This window comes from Hoyosella subflava DQS3-9A1 (assembly GCF_000214175.1).
In the GTDB taxonomy this organism is placed as follows: Bacteria; Actinomycetota; Actinomycetes; order Mycobacteriales; family Mycobacteriaceae; genus Hoyosella; species Hoyosella subflava.
Genome location: NC_015561.1, coordinates 1 through 21121 on the forward strand (window position 1 = coordinate 1; position 21121 = coordinate 21121).

Below are 21121 nucleotides of genomic sequence, written 5' to 3' on the forward strand. Positions count from 1 at the left end.
CTCGGATTCAGGGGGTCCTTGCAACACCTGGATTTTCTGGTTGTTCGTTTGAGAGTAGTTGCTGGAGTTTCTCTGCGGGTGTTGCGTAGCCGTGACGTTTGCGGGGGCGATCGTTTAGTTCGGTGGCAACAAGGTCGAGGATCCCAGGGCCGTGAAGGGACAGATCCGTTCCCTTTGGAAAGTACTGGCGCAGCAGGCCATTGGTGTTCTCGTTGGATCCGCGTTGCCAGGGACTGTGCGGATCGCAGAAGTAAACTTTGAGTCCGGTCGCGGCTGCGATCTGCACATGTCGTGTTAGTTCTTTGCCCTGGTCCCATGTGAGAGACCTGCGCAGTAGCTCTGGCAGCTGCCCCATTTTCTCGACGATCGCGTCCTGTACCTGCATCGCGCTATGACCATCGGGCAGGTGCAGCAGCATGACGAACCCACTGGCGCGTTCTACCAGGGTGCCGATGGCGGTGGCGCCGTCTTTCCCCATGATTAAATCGCCTTCCCAGTGGCCGGGAACCTTCCGGGTATCGGCCTCGGGCGGGCGCTCACTGACATTGACCATGCCAGGTATACGACCGCGCCGCTTATCGGCTGTGCGGTTGGGTTTACGCAGGCTGCGGCCGGTTCTCAAGTGTCTGGCGAGTTCCCGTTTCAGGCTGCCTCGAGTCTGGACGTACAGCGACCGGTAGATCGATTCATGTGACACCCGCATCTCCTCATCATCGGGGAAGTCCACTTTCAGTCTTCCCGCGATCTGTTGAGGACTCAGGTTCCTTTTCAGCTGGTCCTGCACATAGGAGCGCAACCGCTCATTCGTTGCGAGCTTACTGTCCTTAGGACGTTGAGCACGCTCTTCCGCCTTCGCCTGGGCGTAGGTCGGGGTGTAGTAGCGGCGATTGCCGGAAGTTTTGCTGTATCCCCGATCGATCTCGCGCTTCACCGTCGACGGGGCACGATCCAGCTGCCGCGCTATCTCACGTATCGAGCATTTCGCTGCGTATCGCATCCCGATCATTTCGCGTTCCTCGAACGACAGATACCGCCCGGAAGGCGGCTTGACTAATGACGGCGTCACCCCGCCAGTTTTGCGGAACCAGCGCGTCACCGTCTGACGATGGAACCCCATCGAAGCCGCCGCGTCAGTAATCGATTCACCCGATCGAATTCGTAACCAAAACTCGCGCTGAATGTCGGCTCGCTTCCGCGGACGCGTCATGACCATCTACAACACCCCTGTTCAACAGGGGTGTTGCAAGGACCATATGAATTCGCCCATGAATAATAACGATTATTCATGATACAGCACGACATATTGCAGCAGATGAATCAATTGCACGCCCCTGATCGAGTCTTCGCTGGCAGTGTCTTTTCTTGTAGTGCAGCATGTTTCGATGTTCAAGTCGCCCATGTGAGCACATTCGATGGACGGCGCTGGAGCGTCGGACGCGTCTGCGCGCATCTCGTTGACCGGCCGTGACCGAGAACGATGGCCCAGATGGCTTTGGCTGCACCGTGACCAGTCCATCTCGCGCATGAGCAACCGGACGAGCTCGTCGCCGGAGAGGCTCGGCTCAGTCTCGAGCCATCAACAGATGACCACTTGCACAGAATCACTCTCTATTAGAGAGTAGAGCCATGAGTACATCATCGAGTGGAACAGTTTTGCGACCAGGCCCTCATCGGGACCCTGTATGGCCCTCACTCGTGGCCCTAGCCGTCGGTGTCTTTCTGGTGGCTGTCGTTACAGTGTCTGATGGCAGGGCGGTTATGGCCAATTGGGAAGCGGCCGTTGCCGTTGCGGTGCCTCTGGTCATACTGTGGGGCGCCCGTTTGGTTATGGCGTCACGCCGCGGGGTCCGTGACCGCAGGGTGGGGTATGGGATTGTGGCCCTCCTCGCGGTACTTGCCGCTCCACTCGCCCTCCCCGTAGCTGCGTATCACTGGGGGTACTTGACCTTCCTGGGGGCTGCACTCCTGGTGCTGGGCTGGAGATCTCGACAGCAAGTCACTTGGGTATGTGGCATGCTCACCATGGTTGTCGGGGTGCTGACAGGGTCTTCTGTGGTGCGTGGCATGATCGGCATCCGTGAGTCCTCAGACGCTGCTGCGGTTTCTGCTTCGGTGCAGATCGGTCTTGGTGTCATCGTTTTGGTTGCAGGGGCGAGAAACCTTGTAGCGCAGCGATCTCAAGGCGCTGGAATTGGCTCCCATGCGGCGTGAGCGTGCATCAGCATTCGATAGTGCGGTGCACCAACCGGTGCGCCTCTCGATTCTTGCGATACTCGCAGGCGGAACTGAGGTTGATTTTCGTTACTTAATATCTGAGCTAGGGCTGTCCGACGGCAACTTGGGCAGGCATCTCACAACCTTGCATGAGGCCGGACTGATCCATCTTAAGGAAGGGTACAACGGAAGCCGGACCCGGACATGGATCAGTCTCACTCCGCAAGGAGAAACCGCGTTCAAGCGGGAAGCTGAACTTCTGAAACCAATTATTGCCGCCGCCGAACAGCTCTAGCAGCACCGAAGCCTAATGAATCGCTTCGCAAGCCGTTCCCAGCTGATGTCCGCCTTCCCACAAGGTCGTGCAAACACTCCCTGCAGGCCGTGGGACGTGGTGGTTCATGTAGACGGTTTCCCTGAAGCGCCTGCCATCAAAGTAACGGTTCTGTTCCTGAAGAACGCTGCCATTCCTGTCGAGCACCCTGACCTGGAAACGTGCGTTCACAACGCCAGTAATTGATGAGAACGAACTCCACGTGCCGAAAGACTGCTGGTGCGAGTACCAGTCCTGGGCAACAGTGACGTACCCAGAGCCATACCAGTGTGTGCCCAGCGGCTGAATAGGTTCGTCTTCCGGGCTAGCGCCCGGGAGTGTAGCTGCCGGCGGCAGCGGCTCTGGCTGCGACGGCTCCGCCGCGGCGGCGCCTACCCCTACTGCTGTGGGGATGACTACAGCAGCGGCAATAATAGCGAACGCTTTGCGAAACAAAGTCATTTCCTTCCTCTGATGGGACCCTCGGCAGGTGTACGCAAACAAGGAAAGACTCGATTTACTCAGCCAGGTAGCGGTTTATCGCAATATCCGCCAAAAGTAGTATGTTCGATGACGAGCAGGACAATCGCCCATCGCCCGCCGCCAACCCTGCCTAGACAGCTCTCTAACACCCCCGCGCAGCTCAGTGTCTTCGCAGAAGAGTTCCGACTTTCGGGGGAGCTTGACGACCGCAGATCCCTGAGTCGGACTGTGAACATGCGTCAGAACTATTGAGGTTACATGTCGCCTTCTAATGCGCGCATCAGTCGACCCGCTCGAAATCGCGGCACTCCGTCCACTAAGACTGACCCCACCATGTAAGCGTTCGGACTCATAAGTCCACCCCTGTAGTATTTCAACACCGTCGACTCCACTCGGTGGCAACTCCGAGGTCATCCACCACACTCAATTGCTAAACCGCCTCGCGCGCGACAAGCGACTGATCCCGGTGACCGACCCGGAAAGCACTGCGGCGACGACCTACCATGACCGTGCTACCTCGGTCGCCACAACAAGATCTACGAGGCACCACGTGAGCTCGTCGGTGCCGCCGGAGCGCAACTTACGGAAATGCCGCGCATGTGGCGCCGGTGGTACGCGCATGTGGATGAAAAAGCACCTCGGCAAACGCGTCAACATCGAACGCGCCGATGAGGCCCTCGCCACCAACGCTGAGAAGATCGCGACTGGCTGCCCGTTCTGCCGCGTCATGATCTTCGATGGTGTCACCGCGCGCCAGGAAACCGGCAAGGGTGAAGGCGCCGAGGTTGTCGACGTCGCAATGATGCTCCTCGGCTCCGTCAAACGCGGCCTTCCTGACCGCGTCATCGTCGGATCGAAACGCTCCCCTTCAGTCTTCGGTTGCGTCCCATGGTACGGAGCGATGCGAGGTCGCCCGCGGCTTACGGACTCCGCCTTTTGGGGGATCTTTGGATTCTCCGGCGGGCACTGCCGCGATCTGAATGTTTGAGCGTTTTAGCTGGTGAGAACCAAACTTCCTGTAGTTGAACTGCTCCGGCTTCCCCGATGCTCCTTGATTGACGTTTGTGACTGGTGGGTTGTGTGATGCCACCGATAACTAGCGGGTCTTCTGGTGCCGCTGCTCAGTCCGGCAAGCCTCACGGGGTGCTGGTGCTTGTAAGGGAGGTTCGCGCACGTGCGTTACGGAACAAGAACCCACTCGATGACGCGGAAGTGGTTGATCACCGCTGCTATCGCGATGGTGGCCGCATCCGGGGCAGCACCCGCAGGGGCTCAGCCTGACACAACACCGTCTCCCAGCCCTGTGACTACAACACAGGCAACACCGGAAACCGCAGACTCGGAGGCAACCACTGCCCCGGCCCTGTCGCCGTCTGGGACGGAAGCTGAAGAGCCAGCCCGAGAAGCCCTGCGGCCTGGCAGCAACACCAGTGAAGATGCGTTAACACCCGCCCCGGAAACCGTCGACCCCGAGCGCACTACGCGCGCACCACAAACGCCACCTAGCGAAACACCTGAGGAAACAGCACCGGACGAAGAATCCCCGAGTGTTCAAGCGACTCGTGAACCCGCTGTTACAGCAGAAGAAGCACCCCCCTCGGTCGCAGAGGGTGAAGGCCTGCCGTACCCGGAGCGAACAGACGGCGTTGAAAGCCAGCCGATGCAGCGCTCAGCTCAAAGCCTGCCTGAACTCCGCGGCACACCACGCTCGGAGCGCGAGCCCATCCCCGAGGGGTTCAGCAAGGAAGAAGCCGACCTTGCTGAACGGATGGAAATGGCCACTACCTCAGGTTGCCAAACATTCTGGCCCTCACCGCACCTCGTGTGCGGCGCGATCCTCGACCGCTACCTAGCGATGGGCGGCCCGAACAGTTGGCTGAGCCTGCCCAACAGCCCCGAATACACCAACCCGGACGGAGTCGGAAAACGCAGCCAGTTCCTCAACGGATCCATCTACTGGCACCCCACCACCGGAGCCCACCCCGTCACCATCCTCTACATGACCAAATGGGACCAGCTCGGCTGGGAAACAGGATGGCTCGGCTACCCCACAGCAGCCGAGATCCCCCACAGCCCCATCGGAAGCCAGCAAGAATTCCAAGGCGCAGGACTATTCTGGACCCAGCCAGTTGGCGTCTACGCCGTCGGCGGCGCCATCCGAACCAAATACGACAGTACCGGCGGGCCTGGCGGGCCCCTCGGCTATCCGACCACCGACGAAATTGCCGTAAACAACAAAAATGGACGGTACAACAACTTTCAAAACGGAACAATATCGTGGTCCGCAGACACTGGATCGCGCGTTTTATACGGGCCCATTCGTGACAGGTGGACGCAACTGGGCCGCGAAGACGGTCCTCTAGGGTACCCACTCAGCGATGAACAATCAGCAGCAAACGGTACGGCACGTTACGTAGAATTTGAAAACGGCTCTTCAATTTGGTGGACTGCTGTCACTGGTGCACACGAAATCTCGTCCGACATTCTCGCTGTGTGGCAAACTTACGGTGCACATGACGGAAACCTGGGGTACCCAGTGAGCCCTGCGGTGACCCCCCAGTCCAATGCGCGAAACTCGGCTCACGACGGGCCAGCAATTACGAAACATCAGAAGTTCGAAGGTGGAATTGTAAACCTCGCCGGAGATAGGGATGCATACGTCGGGATGTACGATCCAACACCAGACAATGTTCCGGAACCTCAAACATCCGTGACCAACAAGCTGGAACAAACACGACAACAGAATGACACCTGGCCACCAGATATCCCTAAAGATCACGATACGTCGAAGATCGTTGGCGAAGCCACTAATATCCATCATCCTCTGTACGGCACGATGGTGATCCGTCAAGGGTACTACAGTGGCGCTTGGCAAGACGGGTGGGGCCAAAACAAGGCTCAGCACTACCACCAACTGAATTATATTGACTCCATCGAGTTCGTGCTCGAGTCCCGGTATTCCGGACCACGAAGCGACACAACCTTAGCTGGCAGGGATTTCTGGGCGTACGCCACACACAGCATCTGCGAATTGACTTGGTCAGGTCGGCAATGCCAGGAGGTTGAACGACGGGTGGTACACGCAATTTATGACCCGCTACCATGGCCGACGTACAAATTCACCCCTGGCGGAGATCCAATCGGGGTGGTCACCGCATTCTGCGGCGGCGGAACGTCACCCTTGGCTGGCACTACGATCTGCGACCCTTGGGTTGACGTGGCTCTCCTCAACCCAACAAACTAGTAAAACTGCACTATGTCTGTCACGCACCACCTCGTGTGTGACAGGCATAGTGCTACATACGAGGAAATCGCTGATAGAACTCAGAACAATTCTCGTGACCTGAATGTGCGATTGGTCGAAAAGTCAGATCCTCAAGGTAGATACTCGCAGCAGAGGCGGCGTCATCGTCCCGTGCCATCTCTCTGAGTTGGCAAAGGTCCAACCGATTTTCCACCCAGATTGGCGGGTCGACCTGATGATGCAAGACCGCGACGGTTATTATCCGTTCCTCATCATGAACACGAAACTCCAGCACTCGGATCCCGCCGCGCCTCTGGCGAGCCAGCAAACCAGCGAGGATCGCCTCCGCAAACAATAGATTCCATGGGTCGAAGACTCGATCGTATTCGACGGTCATATCTTCGTATTCGGCGGCGTAAACGTGTGTCTCTGACTTTCCGGACTCTGAACCCAAAGTCTCGCCTCCTGTGTCCATCCCAGCCAGTCCAAAGGCCCAGCATTTCGCTACGATCCACCTAAGGTTGCACCGCGGCCTGCGACATATAGAATACCTCGCTTCTCAGCTGCCGACCCTGCAACCCAAATGCTCGACGATGGAAGACGTTAACCCATGAATTCTAGCCTAGCGCGAGTTGGGCTGCTGCTAACCATTGAAAATGGTGAAATAGCGAATCGTCTTGCGCACAACGTAAGAGGAGGTTTCGGCTAGTGTCCTGATCTCAGTGTGAGAGTGGTGCTGCCGAACTACAGCACACCGCCGACCGTCGAGCGGATCATCGTCGAGGCCTTTGCGTCGCGCGCGAACGGCTCGGGCGTCATGTGATCGCTAAGGCCGTCACCCAGGGTGTCGTTCGACGACGGCCGGATGATGGTCGTGCTCGCCCGGCGAAGGCAGGAGCGCAGTACTGGGCGCTCATCGCCCTCCAGTAATTGGAAGAGTGGACTTAAATGGAGAGTCCACTGATACCCCTCTGAGTTGGCGCGAGGTTGCTCAGGAAATGGGTGCTCTCCACATCCCGCAATGCAGTGGGAGTGCATAGCAATGAGCGAATGCCGGAAGGAGGCCCGCGAGGCATCCTTGTAGCCCCCTCCCGATTGGGATCGATGCCCCACAAGATGGCTGCAGCGCTCGCGCAGGTGCTTGTCGCACATACTCAGACTGCGAACCAGTGCTTCTTTGGCTTCTGGGAAGTTCACTTCAGCTTTAAAATACCGTGTAATGTGGCCCGTGTTCAGACCTTGCTGGGGACCATGCTAATGACCATCGGTGAGGTACGTGATGCTGTGTAAGGGAACATTCAATTGAAAGGTCCCTCCATATGGCGACCGAAGGATCGCAAGTGGTTTGTAGCGACTGACGCAGATCTAAACTCGACCTATATTGGTTGCGATCGAGAATGTGCGCAATCACTGATCGTGTCTAAACATTTAGAATACTCCTTGGTTACACATGATCATGACGTATCAGTTTTCTCTGATAGAGTAAATCCCAGCCCGTATTTGGGTAATTAATGAGTTGTTCGGGGTAGAGCTTCACCTTCGTCGCTGGACAATCAATACCCATACTGCTGCTGCGACCGAACAAACGATAACTAGATAGTAGAATACACCTCTAGGCTCCGAACTAATAGAAGTTGCGAGAATAACTGCACCGAACACTAGAATTGATAGCCAGGAAAAGGTAGGATTGCTGAAAGACATCCATCTTTGCGGGATGTCGCCATTGGTTTCCGTCGACTTTGGCATACCGCGAGTCTACGCAGCCACACCTCGCTCTGTGTCCCTAGTCCGATCATCTACCGTGGCGCACGGTCATTATTGCTGCCTATGCCTCCAGTGGCCCCTCGGTCCGAGCCTGTGATCGTGGCTGCCGTCTCAGGCCACCCTCGGCGGGCAGGCAGGTGTTGAACCTGAGTTAGGACATTCTGCTTAGTGTCCCCGCAGATCGGTCGTCGACATCCGGAACGACTGCTCGACATGCCGCAGGTCGTGTCTAGCATTGTTTGGGTTTTTTGCTTCCGGTGTCTAGGTTTCTTTTTTGAATTTTGCCATCAGTGCTTGTATTTGAGGTCGCTGTTAAGTACGGAATGATCGGTAGTTGCGGCCCAGACGGCGATTTGGACACGATTCTTGGCGTTAATTTTTTTGGCGATGTTACTGACGTGTGTTTTGACGGTGCTGGGCTCGAGGTGGAGTTTTGTGGCGATAGCCTGGTTGCTGTGCCCTTGGGCGAGGTTGGCGGCGATGTCGCGTTCACGGGGAGTGAGCGCCTGAGCGCTGTGTTCGTTTGCCTGGGCTGCGGTGGGACGGGGACGGCGACGGGCGAATTCGGCAGCCAGCCGCGGGGTGAGCGCGGGGGCGAGGGCGAGGCCGCCTGCCGCGGCAGTGAGAACTGCACTGGCAAGTTCATCGGGTCCGGTGTCTTTGAGAAGAAACCCGGCGGCGCCGAGATCGATCGCGGCGAAGAGGTATTCGTCTAGGTCAAACGTGGTCACGATGATCACACGGGGTGGTTGATCGAGGGTGAGGATCTCACGTGTCGCGGTGAGTCCGTCACCGCCGGGCATACGCACGTCCATGAGCACAACATCGGGGCGCATTGCCCGGGCGTGGTCGAGCGCGCGTTTCCCGGATTCGGCTTCCCCGATCACACGGATGTCGGGGTGGTCGGCGAGGAACAGTGTGAAGCCTTTACGCACGGCAGGCTGATCGTCAGCGATGAGCACGGTGATCATCCGCTGATCCTGCCTGTGGCGGGGATGGAGGCGGTGACGGTCCACCCCCCGTGGTGTCCGGGTTCGGAGGTGAGGGTCCCGCCGAGCATTTCGGCGCGTTCGCGCATCCCGGCGATACCGTAGCCGTTGCCGCCAGGTTCGGGCGTGTGGGTGCTTGCGGTGTTGGTGATCATGATGCATACACCAGCGGGAGTGCGCGTGACGGTGAGAGTGGCGGTGCTTGCGGGGGCGTGCTGCCGGATATTGGCGAGGGATTCCTGCACGATGCGGTAGCAAGACAGCTGTACAGCGTTGTCGAGACTGGTGAGGTCACCATCAATGGTGAGCGCGGTGGTGATGCCATGCTGGCGGGCAGCCTCGGCGAGGTCAGCGAGGTGAGCGAGTGAGGGGCGAGGCTGGTCGTGGTGAGCGTCATGAAGACGCAGGATCCCTACGACCTGACGCAGGCTGGTGAGAGTGCGTTCGCCCTGGCTGATGATGTCGGTGAGCAGCTCGCGGGCCTGGCCGGGATGGTTGTCGAAGACTTTGTCGGCGGCTCTGGCCTGAATGAGCATCCCGGCGACGTCGTGGGCGGCGACGTCATGCAGTTCACGGGCCATGTCTTCGCGCTCGCGAAGGACCGCTTCGCGGATGCGCTGTTCGCGTTCCCCGTCAAGAGCGGCGATCCGGCGGGTGCTGTCCTGTTTGAGACGCTGGTGTCGGGCGATGAGTTTGCCGGCGAGTATGAACACTCCGTAGCTGACGAGGATATTCACGGCGGGGGCGATCAGCATCTGCCCCACCTCCCCTACCTGAAGTTGTGTGTAGGATTCAGTGCTATGGGTCGCGCCCGCCCCGAGCGTGAATCCGGTGGCGAGGTCGGCGATCATCCCGGTGAGCAGCAGCCAGGCCATTCTGCTGCCGGACACGGACGCGGCAAGCCAGGCGATCGCGAACCAGTACAGCACTGACGCGCCGAGGGAACGGTCATCGAGCACGATCATCAGCAGAACGGTCGCAGTGATCGTCGCGAGAAACATCCACTCCGGGAACCGCGTACGCAATGCGGCCATGCCGGTCATCGCTCCGATCAGGATGATCGCCAGGATCTGAGTTCCCGGTGAGGACAAAAACCGCCTGCCCGCGTCACCGGACAGCTCCGGGATCATGGCCAGCACATACAGCAGCACACCACTGGCAATACCAGCAGCCGCTGCTGTGTAGCCCCGAAGCAGGTTGTCTGCAAGTGGATGCTGCGGGTCAGTCACAGGACCGGTGGGTGGGGGCTCCTGCGCAGTGAGCGATGCAGAGCTGGGTGTGGACACTAACGGATACGCCTTTCACGGGTCAGTACCAGACAGATTTGCATACAACCACCGCCAGGTCCCGGCTCACCGGGCCCTGCGACCGAGTCTTCGGGGCTTCCAGAGAGTGCTGAGCTGCACGGAACCCGCTACTGCGCGGTGACTCGCATGTGCCGTGCCGTTCAAAGATCCCCCATTCGGGGGAACGCGCCCCGGCAGGGTACTGCAGCTTTCCAGCCTGAGTGTCCCCCTCTCCAAGCCCGCGTTCTGGGGGTGAACTGTCCAGAAAACCGCACTGGCCCTGGGGATAGAAGAACACCCAGAGCCAGATGATTCAGGCGGGCGGCGCCTAGCTGGTGGTGATCACGCTTAGATGGTGGTCTTCTCCCCTGAAAGGCGGAAATCACGAGTCCATCTTTCAGTGGAGCCCATTTGCGCAAGCAGGAACTCCAGCCGTTTCCACAGCCGTGTTTCAGCTGTTCACCACCATGGTCTAGGTGCTCCCCCGAATGGGGGATTCGCCAGTTTTCCACGCTGGCCGCCGCTATTGCCGAGCTGCGTCTTGATGCGTTGACTGCCCGCTAGCCCGTTCGCTGGTCTTGCTGTCCAGGTTCCATTTCAGTTCTGGAATGTGCGGGGAACGGTGCGCGCACACGAAAACGTGAAGGAGTGAGTCCCCGGGATGGATGCGCGGTATGCCGAGTACACGGTGGCGGGTTCCCTGTTTTATGACTGTCCGCACGTGCAGCCCATAGCACCGGGATCACGGGGCATGCGGCTGCACGTCTCGCATGCCGTGTCGTGGCAGGACTGGCGTCAGCATCATATGGGGCGGTGGGTGTCCTACGCGCCAGCAGAATGTGTTCTGCCCGAACAGGGCTGGAAGATTCATTGTTCCGCTACCCTCGAGAATGCGGCCGCGATGCTGGAGCGAGTCTCCCGCTACTGTGCCGAGCAGCGCATCGCGTTTAAGCACTTGCGCTCCACGACTGATCTCACTGTCGCGAACAGCAAGCAGGCCCCGAGGGCGTCGAGCGGGAAGTTTCTGACCCTCTATCCGGTCAGCGAGCAAGAGTGTGAGACCACTGCGGCAGATCTCGATGATCTGATTGGCGGGCGGGACGGGCCCTACATTCTTTCTGACGTGCGTTACCGGGAAGGCCCGGTGTATCTGCGCTACGGCGCGTTCCACTTACTGTTCACCCTCGACCCGCACACAGGCGATCCCGTCCCGGCGGTGCGTGCGCCAGACGGGACTCTGATCCCTGATCAGCGCCGCCCTGTGTTCACCCCACCGCCATGGGTGAAGATCCCCGGATTCGTCGAGCACCAGCTCGAGGCCCTGCATGCCAGCGACGCTGATCTGCCGTACACCGTCGAGGGTGCTTTGCACTATTCCAACGGGGGCGGTGTGTACAAAGCGGCCGCCGCCAACGGCCACCGCGTAGTGCTGAAGGAAGGCCGCCCGTTCGCTGGCCTCGATCCCCGCGGCCGCGATGCCTCCGCCCGCATCCGTGACGAGCATGCACTGCTCACCCGGTTCGCTAACGATCCCGCCATCGTCGCGGTGCTGGATCGTTTCCAGCGGTGCGGGCATGAGTTCCTGGTTCTTGAAAGGGTCACCGGAACGTCACTGCTCTCAGAAATCACCGCCCGCAACCCCCTTGTACGGGCCCGGTACACGCGCGCAGATATCGGCACCTACCGGACCTGGGCAATGTCGATCGCCAACAGGATCGAAACCACCCTGAACAGGGTTCACCACCACAATGTGGCCTACGCAGACCTGCACCCCGGGAACGTGATCTGCCGCCCTGATGGCGGCATCACCCTCCTCGATTTCGAATTCGCCTACGACCTGAACGCACCTCACCCCCTGCCCGCCGGCCCGCCGGGCTATACCCCGCCCGACAACCGGACTGGCGTCGCCGCCGACCGGTACGCGCTCGGCTGCCTCAAACTCGCCCTGTTCCTGCCTCTCACCAGCCTGCTCGCGCTCAGTCCATCCAAACTCGAACACCTGCTCGCTGTCGCGGCGGAAGAGTTCAGTCTCCCGTTTGCCTACCTGCAGTCAATCCGTGACCTCATCAGCCTTGACCCGCCCTTCATCCGCGCGAGCAAAAAAGCGCACGAGGCCGCCTGCCTCACGAACCGGTGGAACATCAGCACCCCCACCGCGCGAGGCTGCCTCACCAGGCTAATCAGGCACGGTATCTACGACACCGCTGACCTGTCCCGTGCAGACCGGGTATTCCCCGGTGATATCGAACAATTCACCACCAATGGGTACAACATCGCCCACGGCGCCAGCGGCATCCTCCTGGCCGTCATGCCGCCAGAACACCTGCGGGACCCCATCCTCGACTGGATCCATACCGCAGCCACGGAAACCAGCGACACCTCGCCCGGATTCTTCGATGGCCTGGCCGGGGCCGCGCATCTGCTGCGCCGCTACCACCGCGACCACAGCGCTGACACCCTGACCGCCCGGCTAAGCCGTCTCGACTTCGAACGCTACTCCTCTCACCTCTACAACGGGCTAGCCGGGATCGGCTGCCACCTCATCGACGAAGCAGCAACACACCCAGCACCACACACCGACCGCGCTCTCGCGGATGTTCGGGAAATCCTCGCCCACCGCGCCCACGCACTCGAGACACACCCCCACGCGGAAACCCACCCACCTGGTATCAGCGGGCTCATGCGCGGGGCCAGCGGGCAGGCCCTGTTCTGGAGCCGCCACTACGAACACACCAGCGACCCGGCCTCACTTGCCACCGCTCACGCCCTGATCACACACGATCTCACCACACTCACCCGGCGTACCGATGGATCACTGCAAACCAGGCAAGGCAACCGGACCCTTCCCTACCTCGCCTCCGGTTCCACCGGAGTCGGCCTGGTCCTGCTTGAGCTGCTCCGCCATGAACACCGCGACGACTACCTGACCGTGCTCGACGGCATCACCGCCGCCGCCACACCCGCCCTCATAGCCCAATCCGGGCTCTTCAACGGCCGCGCCGGGCTCCTCTACTACCTCACCGCGCTCGCCGCCACGCCATACGCTCCCCCAAGCATCCAGCAGAAGATCCGTCAGCAGCGACGGCTTCTCCAGCTTCACGCCATCCCGTACCGAACCGGCATCCATTTCCCCGGGGAACACAACCTCCGCCTCTCCACAGATCTCGCCACCGGATCAGCCGGGATCCACTACGCACTCACACCACCCGACCGAACCGCGCGGACATGGCCAGCCTTGCCACAGCCACACCTACCGCACCACGAAAACCAAAAACCTGAGCAGGTGGCATAACCGTCAACACCAGGAACGAACCCCCACAAGAAGGACCACACGATGACACACATCCTCGCTCTCCAAGACCAGCCCACCGACACCAAACTCAGCCACGAACACGGGGAAACGCTGCTCTCCGGCTGGAGCGCACTCAGCATCGTCTACTGCTAAAACCGGGAAGCTCAGCCTGTCTCTCTGGCAGGTTCGACCTGGACGAATTTCAGTTGCGATACCCATACATATGGCCCTGCTTATGGGATAGGGGGGTGACTAGGATTTCTGCGTGAAGCCGGGCGTGTTCTCTACCCACCACACCGCCCACCACTGGCTATACTTCCCTATATTTACTGCCTATATATAGGCACCTATATGGTGAAGATGTCTCTGCCGTCTCCCTACGCTCCTGGTGCGGGCACGTTGCCGCCGGTGATCGCGGGCCGGAGCAAGCATCTGTCCGTGGTTGAGGACTACCTACACACTGAAATAATGGGCCGTGGACCTCGCCGCGAACGCGGCGTCATCTGACGTCATTTTCTTCTGCCTGATCAGCCGTTGAGGGTGAGTCGGCTGCTCATGTTCAGCTTGACTTCCCATACGGGTGGATGTGTTCCCAGATCAGCGGGGTCAGGCCGCGTTTGTCGGCGTCGGTGGACAGGATATCGACGCATTCGGGGTCGTCAAGTAGGTCTTGGATCATCAGGGTATTTGACGAAGACGAGCGCGGCCTGCGCGATGCGCAGGCCGCAGTACCGACAGTTCCTGCTCGTCGCGGCTGTTACTCGCGAGTTCGCCGGTTTACCTCAACCTGACATTTCCATGCGGCCCAAACGCATGAAGACAGACATCAGCTAAGGTGACTGACTTCGGACACTGACACCCGGCCATTGCGATAGATGCGGAACTGGCTACCGAGTCGAGACCAAGGAACCCCCTGAGCGAACGGATAAGCTGGCCCGGCTCTCAGAGAGGTCCGTGCTCACACTGCTGGTTCGTGGGTCGGGAGTGGCCTGTACAGTATGACCACCCGAAGTCGAGGCATGGACTCGTATCCCGACAAGACCGGAACTCAGCCGAGGCCGTGTCTTCCGGCCAAGCGGCACACCCGGCGTCCACGCGGGCTGAACGCGCATAACCACAATTCCAATCCAGTCGGCGGTGCACAATGAGCTGCCCTATCAGATATAAGGGATGCCTTGGGCATGATTGCCTGCGCAAGCGGAACGATTACATACAGCCCGCACAAGACGAGGTTCTGGAACGTGGAGAGTTTGTGCACATATGCGTGTCCCCTTCTACGCACCACGAATCTACGACAGTTCCGCTTCAGTTTCCCGTGTATGAGAATCTGTTAGTAGAGCTTGTTCCAGAATCTCTCAATTGTTTCGACCCCACCGCGGTAGCCCTTGATCTTGACGGCGTTCAAATCGGCTACCTAAACCGGAAGGTTGCTGAGGTATGGCACCCCATAGTCAGCGCCCTCAACAATCGTGGGTACCGTGTGCTAGCCCAGGCAGAATCAGAGTACGACAATGATGTCGGCGAGTGGATTAACATCAACTTACCTGATTGGAATAGATGGATCCCGATCGGAGAACATGCGGGATTTTCCTCAGGATTCAAAGAGCTGTGGCAAGAGCTACCAGCAGATACCAGGGAACGACTGCTTGAGTCATTTGGCGAGGCGGAGCTAGAGGTTTACTTAACTCGCGTGCGGAACCTGTCTCGCCTGATGCCGACTGCACGTTGGGACGCCTATGACGACGATCTTCCATTTCTCGTAAAACAATGTGTTCGAGACTTAGCAAAAGGACAACAAAGATCGCGGAGTAGGATCTCGGGGGACGGCGAACCCGACCCATACGAAGTGGCAAGGCGAACCAAGCCGAAGTATGCGGATAACCAGTACATCCTGCGCTGGTGGGGTTCTATCCAGGAAGCGGCATTAAGCCGAGCGATTACCGAGTACGCGTGGCACTTTCCGATGTTCGTAGCCGATGAGATCGTCGCTGTCACCAGGGCGGAGGACCTGGAGCGGTGGCGCGCTGGAGATCCCTCCTGCCGGGAGCGCGAGTGGCGCGGCTGGCATAGCGCGCTCACGCGCTTCTGCAATACGCGGGCGCTCCAGGCGGGGCTGTTCGACCGCGCCCCCCTCCCGGAAACCCGGACCTGTCTGCGCTGCCAGGCTGTCTTCTCGACCTATGACGTCTCCTGGGGAGCAGTCAGGCGGCTCGGCGGGATCGGCCAGTGGTCTTACTGCCGGTCGTGCTGCCAAGAGTGCCTCTACGAGAATGACTTGAACGATGACTGGTGTGCGGCCGCCGACGCCGAGCACTACCTGCGCGAACTGGCGGACCTGTATCAGGCTGTGCCACCGCAGAACCTGTTCGACCAGGCGAACTTCCTACTTGGATTCGATGACAATACCCGCACGCAGATATTGAACCTTGGCGCAGGGCGGCCCACCGTCGCGAAGATCCAGGAGATCTACGGTTCGTGGCTGCACGCGCTCATCGCGGCCGAGGTGCTCGAGGACGGTACGCATCGCACGTCCCGGGGCACGAGGACGATCGCGGCGGACGGCCACGTCTGCCTGTCCCTGGCAGAGAAGACCATCGATGACTGGCTCACCTCCTACGGGATCGAACATACCCGCGAACCCCAGTACCCGGACAGCAACTACCGGGCTGACTTCCGGGTCGGCGATACATTCATCGAGTACTTCGGGCTCACCGGGGACCCGGAGTACGACCGGAAGACCAGGGAGAAGAAGGCGCTTGCCCGGCGCCACAAGGTTGACCTCATCGCGATCTACCCGAAAGACATCGCGGCCTGGGGCCGGACCCAGAACCGGGTCGCCGAGCGGCTCGGGATCAACCTGTCCACGACGTTCCGCAGGCCAGTCCTACGCCGCCCCCTGATGAAGCGGGCGGTTGTGCGGCTGCCTTCCCCTCCACCGCCGCGCCCGGCGGGTCCAGCTGCCGGGTGGTACCCCGATCCCGGGCGGCGAGGTGCATCGCGGTACTGGGACGGCCGCTTCTGGACAACCCAGATCCGTGACCCTCGCGACCGGCTCCGCGCGGACACCCCGTTTGAAGACGGCGCGTCACGCCCTGTTAAAGGCACGGATGTGCACGGCGAGTCGGCTGACAGGGTTGTTGAGCGAATCTCGGAGAGCGGGCTTGACCGTGACGACCCAGAAGGCGCCCTCCGACAGTGGTACCAATGTATGGACGCCGAGGAAAACAACTCACACCGTGAGGTGATCCCTGGATCTGAGCTGTACGAGGGTGTCGCTCCTGCGCCGTATCACTCCGCAGCCAGCTACTTCCAGGAGCGCCGGAACCGGCCCGCTGAGCTCGCCGTTCTTGAGCGGTTCGCCGCGCAGAGGCATGCTCCAGGCGTCGGGCCGCCGCAGATGCTGGCCCGCCGCGACGCTATCCGCAAGCGGGGATGGCACCCCGACCCCATTGCGGCGAAGATGCTGCCTGACTACCCGCCCCCTCGCGTCTTGAGATTGTGAAGCTGCCCGATAACGACCCTTGGCAGGATATCTACGCGGCATGCCTCGGCCTGCTGCCTGAAAGCCCTGACACAGACGTCCTCGGCGCAGGCTATCTGCCACTTGACCTGCGTTTCGAGGACTTCGTCACTGTCAATCGTGTCGAAGCCCAGTGCTCACTGGAGGATCTTCTTTCGCGCCTCAATGCCGCCGACCGCCTAACACCGCGGGAGCTATCCATGATCCACCTCGCCTACGGCAGTCGGGGAAGCAGCGCCATCCGTTCTGAGACGAAAGCGATGCCAGATCCGGCGTTCGCCAAGTTTGACGCAGGCCCGAACGTCGTGGTCGTTTGCTCGCCGAATAGCGTCGACGACCTGGCGTTGCTGTGGAACCTGCGCGGAGCGCACGGCGATTTCCGACCGACCGCTCCCGATAGGAGTGCCCCGCTCGGAAGCCACAATTGATGTGATCGGCAAACTCGCCAGCGAACCGCTAATCGCGCGCAACGGTATGCCTGGCTCTCGGCGTTCTTTCTCACGCCACGCGCTCGCTTCATTTGCTCGTCATGCAGCAGATGCCGCACCGACTCGCTGAAACGACGGGTGTGCGCGCTCGCGACGCGTGCCGGGCTCGCTTGTCCTCCTTTATCGGCCATTCGAATTTGAATGTGGTGGCTCGGGGCAGTGACGCACGTGATGCGGCGACATCCGCGAGCCCAATTCCCTCGACAGGGAGTGTCTGGCGTGCTGGCATCTTGAGCGCTGGCACCACACTTATAGGTGGTGATGATGATCAGTCCACGGTGAAGGTTTTCCCGGACGCAGCGGGGAGGAAAATCGTTGTCGTGACGCAAGCAATAAGTTGGCAAACCTATCAAGAGGTCGCTATCTTCCTGCTCGACCAGATTGCAGACGCTCTCGAGCTTCAGCGCGTTGAAGGAAGCCAGGAACTGATCGGAACGCGCTCAACGACGACCTGGACCGTCGATGGTAAAGGCGTTGCCGTGGACGGCGAGGGCTTCGTCATCATCGAGTGCCGCCGTTACACCACGTCGAAGCAGAAGCAAGAAGACATGGCCGCACTTGCCTACCGGATTATCGATACCGGGGCGAGCGGCGGCATCATTGTCAGTCCTTTGGGGCTGCAGGAAGGCGCGGCGAAGGTCGCGGAAGCTGAGGGAATCAAGAGCGTCCACCTTAGTGAAAACTGCACCCGCTCGGACTTCATTCTGAAGTTTCTCAACCGTGTCTTCCTCGGCGTTTCCGATACCATGACCGCCACAGACGCTGCGTCGGTGCTCATCGCCAGGAAAGCCGATTAAGGGGAATGGGTTGCGAAGCCAAGTACGGTCGGGGCGCTGTTCGGGCGCCAGCCACTTGCGTTGCCCGCGGCAGGGAGGCGCTGACTGCCAAGCGACTGCCGATCGCCGCCAGTTGTTGCATGCTGCGTTATTCCACCAGTGATTGGTGAATGTGGACTGGTGGCGGCGGATGCCACGCGCTCCTGCCGACGCTCCCCAGGTCGGCCAGATGAGGCAGTCGCTCCTCGGGATAAAGGTTTGCTCCGCACGAGATCCTCTATCTACTGGCTGAGGCAAAGCTCATCCGAGGCCACGATCACAGCTGCGCAGCTAAGGTGTCCGCTGCAGGCACCGCATCACCTGTTCCCGCAGGAAAAATGGCAGCGCAGAGGCGCGATGTTCTACCCGGCCTGACGTGTGGTGTTGGTACCCTAATCGGACGCCAGACAACTGACTCAAAGCTCGGCGCCATCACCGCAGCTGCGTCGGTGGATTCAGGGTAAGCACCGCGGAGCAATCAACGCCGCTAACCCGGATGTGAACTGGCCAAAGATAATCCTTGCGTGGCAACGAATGGGCTGGTATCCGCGGTCGTTGTTATATTGGGGGGCACGTCATCTCGTCGGCGCATGCCAAGCCTTACGGTGGTTGCGAGGAATGTGGCGTTCGGTCTGCCATCTTCTCAAGATGACCGATGAGGTCAACTTCTCGTGATTCGCGCCATCGTCGAGGCAGCGCACGCTCGGGATTTGCCGCAGTTTCCTGCTGTGCCTCACGGCCCAATCGTTCAAGCTAGCCGTGGTACCGGCGTTGCGCGCAAACGTCGAAAAGGTCTTGGTCGGACCGACATTAACCGCAACAGATTAAAGTTCGGTCCAAACGCGTACGCCGCTCCCCCACCGCGCCTACCCAAGATGCGATGGCTGTGGTTACTTCTGGCCAACTTTGAGGTACCGGCGCAGTGCTTCTTCCACAAGTGCGCTACGGCTGCCCGCACCCCACTCAGAGGCAAGCGCGTCGAGCTGACGGATGTCTTCAGGGATGATCCCGGCAAGCGGTATCCGCGCCGGCGAAGTGGCATGTCGACGCCGGCGCGGCTGGGACGGATCAACGCGCTGGAACAGGCGGCTCACAGCCGGACCAGCTGTGGTCTCACGCCAATGTGACGCCAGGTCATCGACGTGGGCTTCGACCGCGTCGAGCACAACCTGGCCGTAAGAACGCGCCCGGTCCGGTTTCTCCTGACGCTCCCGCATGGTCAGCTTGCGCAGCGTCTGATACACCTCGGGAGCCACCACCGCCTCCGGCGGCGCGGACCGTGCCGACCGGACCACCGGAGCGGGAGGTGCACTCACACTCCCCGGTCGCCCGTGCTCCCGTTCCTGTTGACCATCCGATGCTAAGTCCGGCTGCACGGGCCGAATCGGTGTGGGCCGCGGAGGGGTCTGCGGAAGCAGCGAATCAATATCGCCGCCAAGTGCATTCGGGTCAAATGCCCCGCGCCGTTTAGCGCTACTCACGCCACACCCCCCGGAACCGTCGCGGTTTCACGCTCGGCGACCCGCTGCAGGATCTCACGCGTCAGCAGCTGATAATCAGACGCCAAACCAGACGGGTCACGAGACCACATGCGCCGCTCCCCCGCAATCTTCGTGCGCAACTGCTGAATCCGCGTGCGCTGATGCTCCTCCGCGGCAGCAACAAGTTCCGACGGAGTCAGGTGCCTCGTCCGCAAGTCGACCGCGGCGGCCCGGTCAGACCGGATCATTGTCTGGAACGGCTGAGCATTGCTTCCCTCGAGAAGATCCTCAATCTGGCCCATTGCCTCCCTGTTCCGCACCGTCGCCCGCGGATTCACATCAAACAGGACCACACCGAGCAGCTCGATCGCCGCGCCGTCCCGCCGCGCCCGCAAATAACGACGTGCCAGCAGCTCCACACCGGACAGGCTGGCATCATCATCCTTAGTGGGCACCACCAGATACGTACAGCTGCCCAGCAGCGCATCCAGCAGCGGCGCGTCCCCCGGACCCGAGTCAACCAGCACCAGGTCATAGCTCTCTTGCTCCTGCAGAGCCGACATCACCTGAAGGAGGTTGGCGCGCATATCGATACCCGAATGCGCAGCCGTGTTCGCGGCAGCACCAACAAGTGCGAGCGCGGTCCCACCCGCGATCAGATCCAGGTTGGGCCGCACATCCTTCAGCGGGGCTAACGGCTGAGCGTATTGCAGCGCCATGCTCAGCGCTCCCCCACCGTCGCCTTCCACGCCCAGGTCGGAGACGGTGGCGTTGGCCTGCTGATCAGCATCGACAATAAGGACGCGGCGTCCGGTCGCGGCCACCATACTCGCCACTGAAGTGACGATGGAAGTCTTCCCAACGCCACCTTTCTGGTTCGCTACGAGGACACTGCGCAAGGGCTGTGTGGTCATACCTGGGAGGTTACTGCCCGCGGGTTTAGATATCGTCATGTGACACGGTTCTGATGCTGTCCTGCAAGGTATTTGAGATCTGCGGCAGTAGCGGTCGTAGAGTGGTAGCGCCGTGCGACCTGTTTAAGGGCATGTCCGGCCCTGGTGCATGTCTTCGCCTTGGGCGCATCAGATGGTCCCTACTAGTCCCGCTCGCATGGGTGTACGTATGGTCTTATTCGGGCCGTTGCTCTGCCCCTGCGTAGACTCTGTTACACCACCTTTCTTAGCCCCTGTTACACGCCATGGGCTTTGGCCTTACTACGTCTTTGTATCTGG

The 21121-nt window shown here is 60.2% G+C and carries 13 protein-coding genes and 1 pseudogene; 8 read left to right on the forward strand and 6 right to left on the reverse strand.

All coding sequences use genetic code 11. The features are described 5' to 3' along the window. Positions 1-7 precede the first annotated feature (7 nt). Entirely contained in the window at positions 8-1213 is a 1206-nt protein-coding gene (locus AS9A_RS22025) for an IS30 family transposase (protein WP_013798052.1), read from the reverse strand. A gap of 509 nt (positions 1214-1722) precedes the next feature. Between AS9A_RS22025 and AS9A_RS23555 the strand changes: the two genes are divergently transcribed. Further along, positions 1723-2211 carry a hypothetical protein gene (locus AS9A_RS23555; RefSeq protein WP_148262660.1) on the forward strand — a complete coding sequence of 163 codons (489 nt, stop codon included), beginning with the start codon at positions 1723-1725 and terminating at the stop codon, positions 2209-2211. A 25-nt stretch (positions 2212-2236) separates the two neighbouring features. After that, positions 2237-2509, forward strand: a complete 273-nt coding sequence (locus tag AS9A_RS22035; RefSeq protein WP_237707992.1) for a transcriptional regulator — start codon at positions 2237-2239, stop codon at positions 2507-2509. 12 nt (positions 2510-2521) lie between these two features. On the opposite strand, the gene AS9A_RS22040 is transcribed toward AS9A_RS22035, so the two are convergent. After that, on the reverse strand, positions 2522-2989 hold the full coding sequence (locus AS9A_RS22040; RefSeq protein WP_041452401.1) for a hypothetical protein: 468 nt from the start codon (positions 2987-2989) through the stop codon (positions 2522-2524). Positions 2990-3401: 412 nt separating this feature from the next. On the opposite strand from AS9A_RS22040, the pseudogene AS9A_RS23960 reads away from it, so the two are divergent. Both AS9A_RS23960 and AS9A_RS22995 read left to right on the forward strand, forming a co-directional pair. Then, positions 3402-3851, forward strand: a pseudogene (locus AS9A_RS23960) ((Fe-S)-binding protein); the annotation flags it as partial. A 360-nt stretch (positions 3852-4211) separates the two neighbouring features. Beyond that, positions 4212-6254 (forward strand): LGFP repeat-containing protein, encoded by a 2043-nt coding sequence (locus AS9A_RS22995; protein WP_013798060.1) that lies wholly within the window; start codon positions 4212-4214, stop codon positions 6252-6254. Between the two features lie 2051 nt (positions 6255-8305). Here the strand turns inward: AS9A_RS22995 and AS9A_RS22065 are convergent. Then, positions 8306-8989 carry a response regulator gene (locus AS9A_RS22065; RefSeq protein ID WP_013798063.1) on the reverse strand — a complete coding sequence of 228 codons (684 nt, stop codon included), beginning with the start codon at positions 8987-8989 and terminating at the stop codon, positions 8306-8308. After that, positions 8986-10236: a sensor histidine kinase gene (locus AS9A_RS22070; protein ID WP_049793976.1), complete on the reverse strand. Its 1251-nt coding sequence runs from the start codon at positions 10234-10236 to the stop codon at positions 8986-8988. Before AS9A_RS22070 ends, AS9A_RS22065 begins: the two co-directional genes overlap by 4 nt. 718 nt (positions 10237-10954) lie before the next feature. On the opposite strand from AS9A_RS22070, the gene lanKC reads away from it, so the two are divergent. The 4 genes from lanKC to AS9A_RS24745 all read left to right on the forward strand — a co-directional run bounded on the left by lanKC (position 10955) and on the right by AS9A_RS24745 (position 18390). After that, positions 10955-13585 carry a class III lanthionine synthetase LanKC gene (gene lanKC / locus AS9A_RS22075; RefSeq protein WP_013798066.1) on the forward strand — a complete coding sequence of 877 codons (2631 nt, stop codon included), beginning with the start codon at positions 10955-10957 and terminating at the stop codon, positions 13583-13585. Positions 13586-15431: 1846 nt separating this feature from the next. Then, positions 15432-17087: a DUF2510 domain-containing protein gene (locus AS9A_RS24740; RefSeq protein WP_237707993.1), complete on the forward strand. Its 1656-nt coding sequence runs from the start codon at positions 15432-15434 to the stop codon at positions 17085-17087. Next, positions 17084-17533: a hypothetical protein gene (locus tag AS9A_RS22085; RefSeq protein ID WP_013798071.1), complete on the forward strand. Its 450-nt coding sequence runs from the start codon at positions 17084-17086 to the stop codon at positions 17531-17533. The genes AS9A_RS24740 and AS9A_RS22085 overlap by 4 nt, the downstream gene beginning before the upstream one ends. 101 nt (positions 17534-17634) lie before the next feature. Further along, complete coding sequence (locus AS9A_RS24745; RefSeq protein WP_237707994.1) at positions 17635-18390, forward strand: hypothetical protein; 756 nt, start codon at positions 17635-17637, stop codon at positions 18388-18390. A gap of 908 nt (positions 18391-19298) precedes the next feature. Here the strand turns inward: AS9A_RS24745 and AS9A_RS23570 are convergent. After that, positions 19299-19724 carry a ribbon-helix-helix domain-containing protein gene (locus AS9A_RS23570; RefSeq protein ID WP_237707995.1) on the reverse strand — a complete coding sequence of 142 codons (426 nt, stop codon included), beginning with the start codon at positions 19722-19724 and terminating at the stop codon, positions 19299-19301. Positions 19725-19885: 161 nt separating this feature from the next. Further along, positions 19886-20803: a ParA family protein gene (locus tag AS9A_RS22100; protein WP_013798078.1), complete on the reverse strand. Its 918-nt coding sequence runs from the start codon at positions 20801-20803 to the stop codon at positions 19886-19888. Positions 20804-21121: the final 318 nt, after the last annotated feature.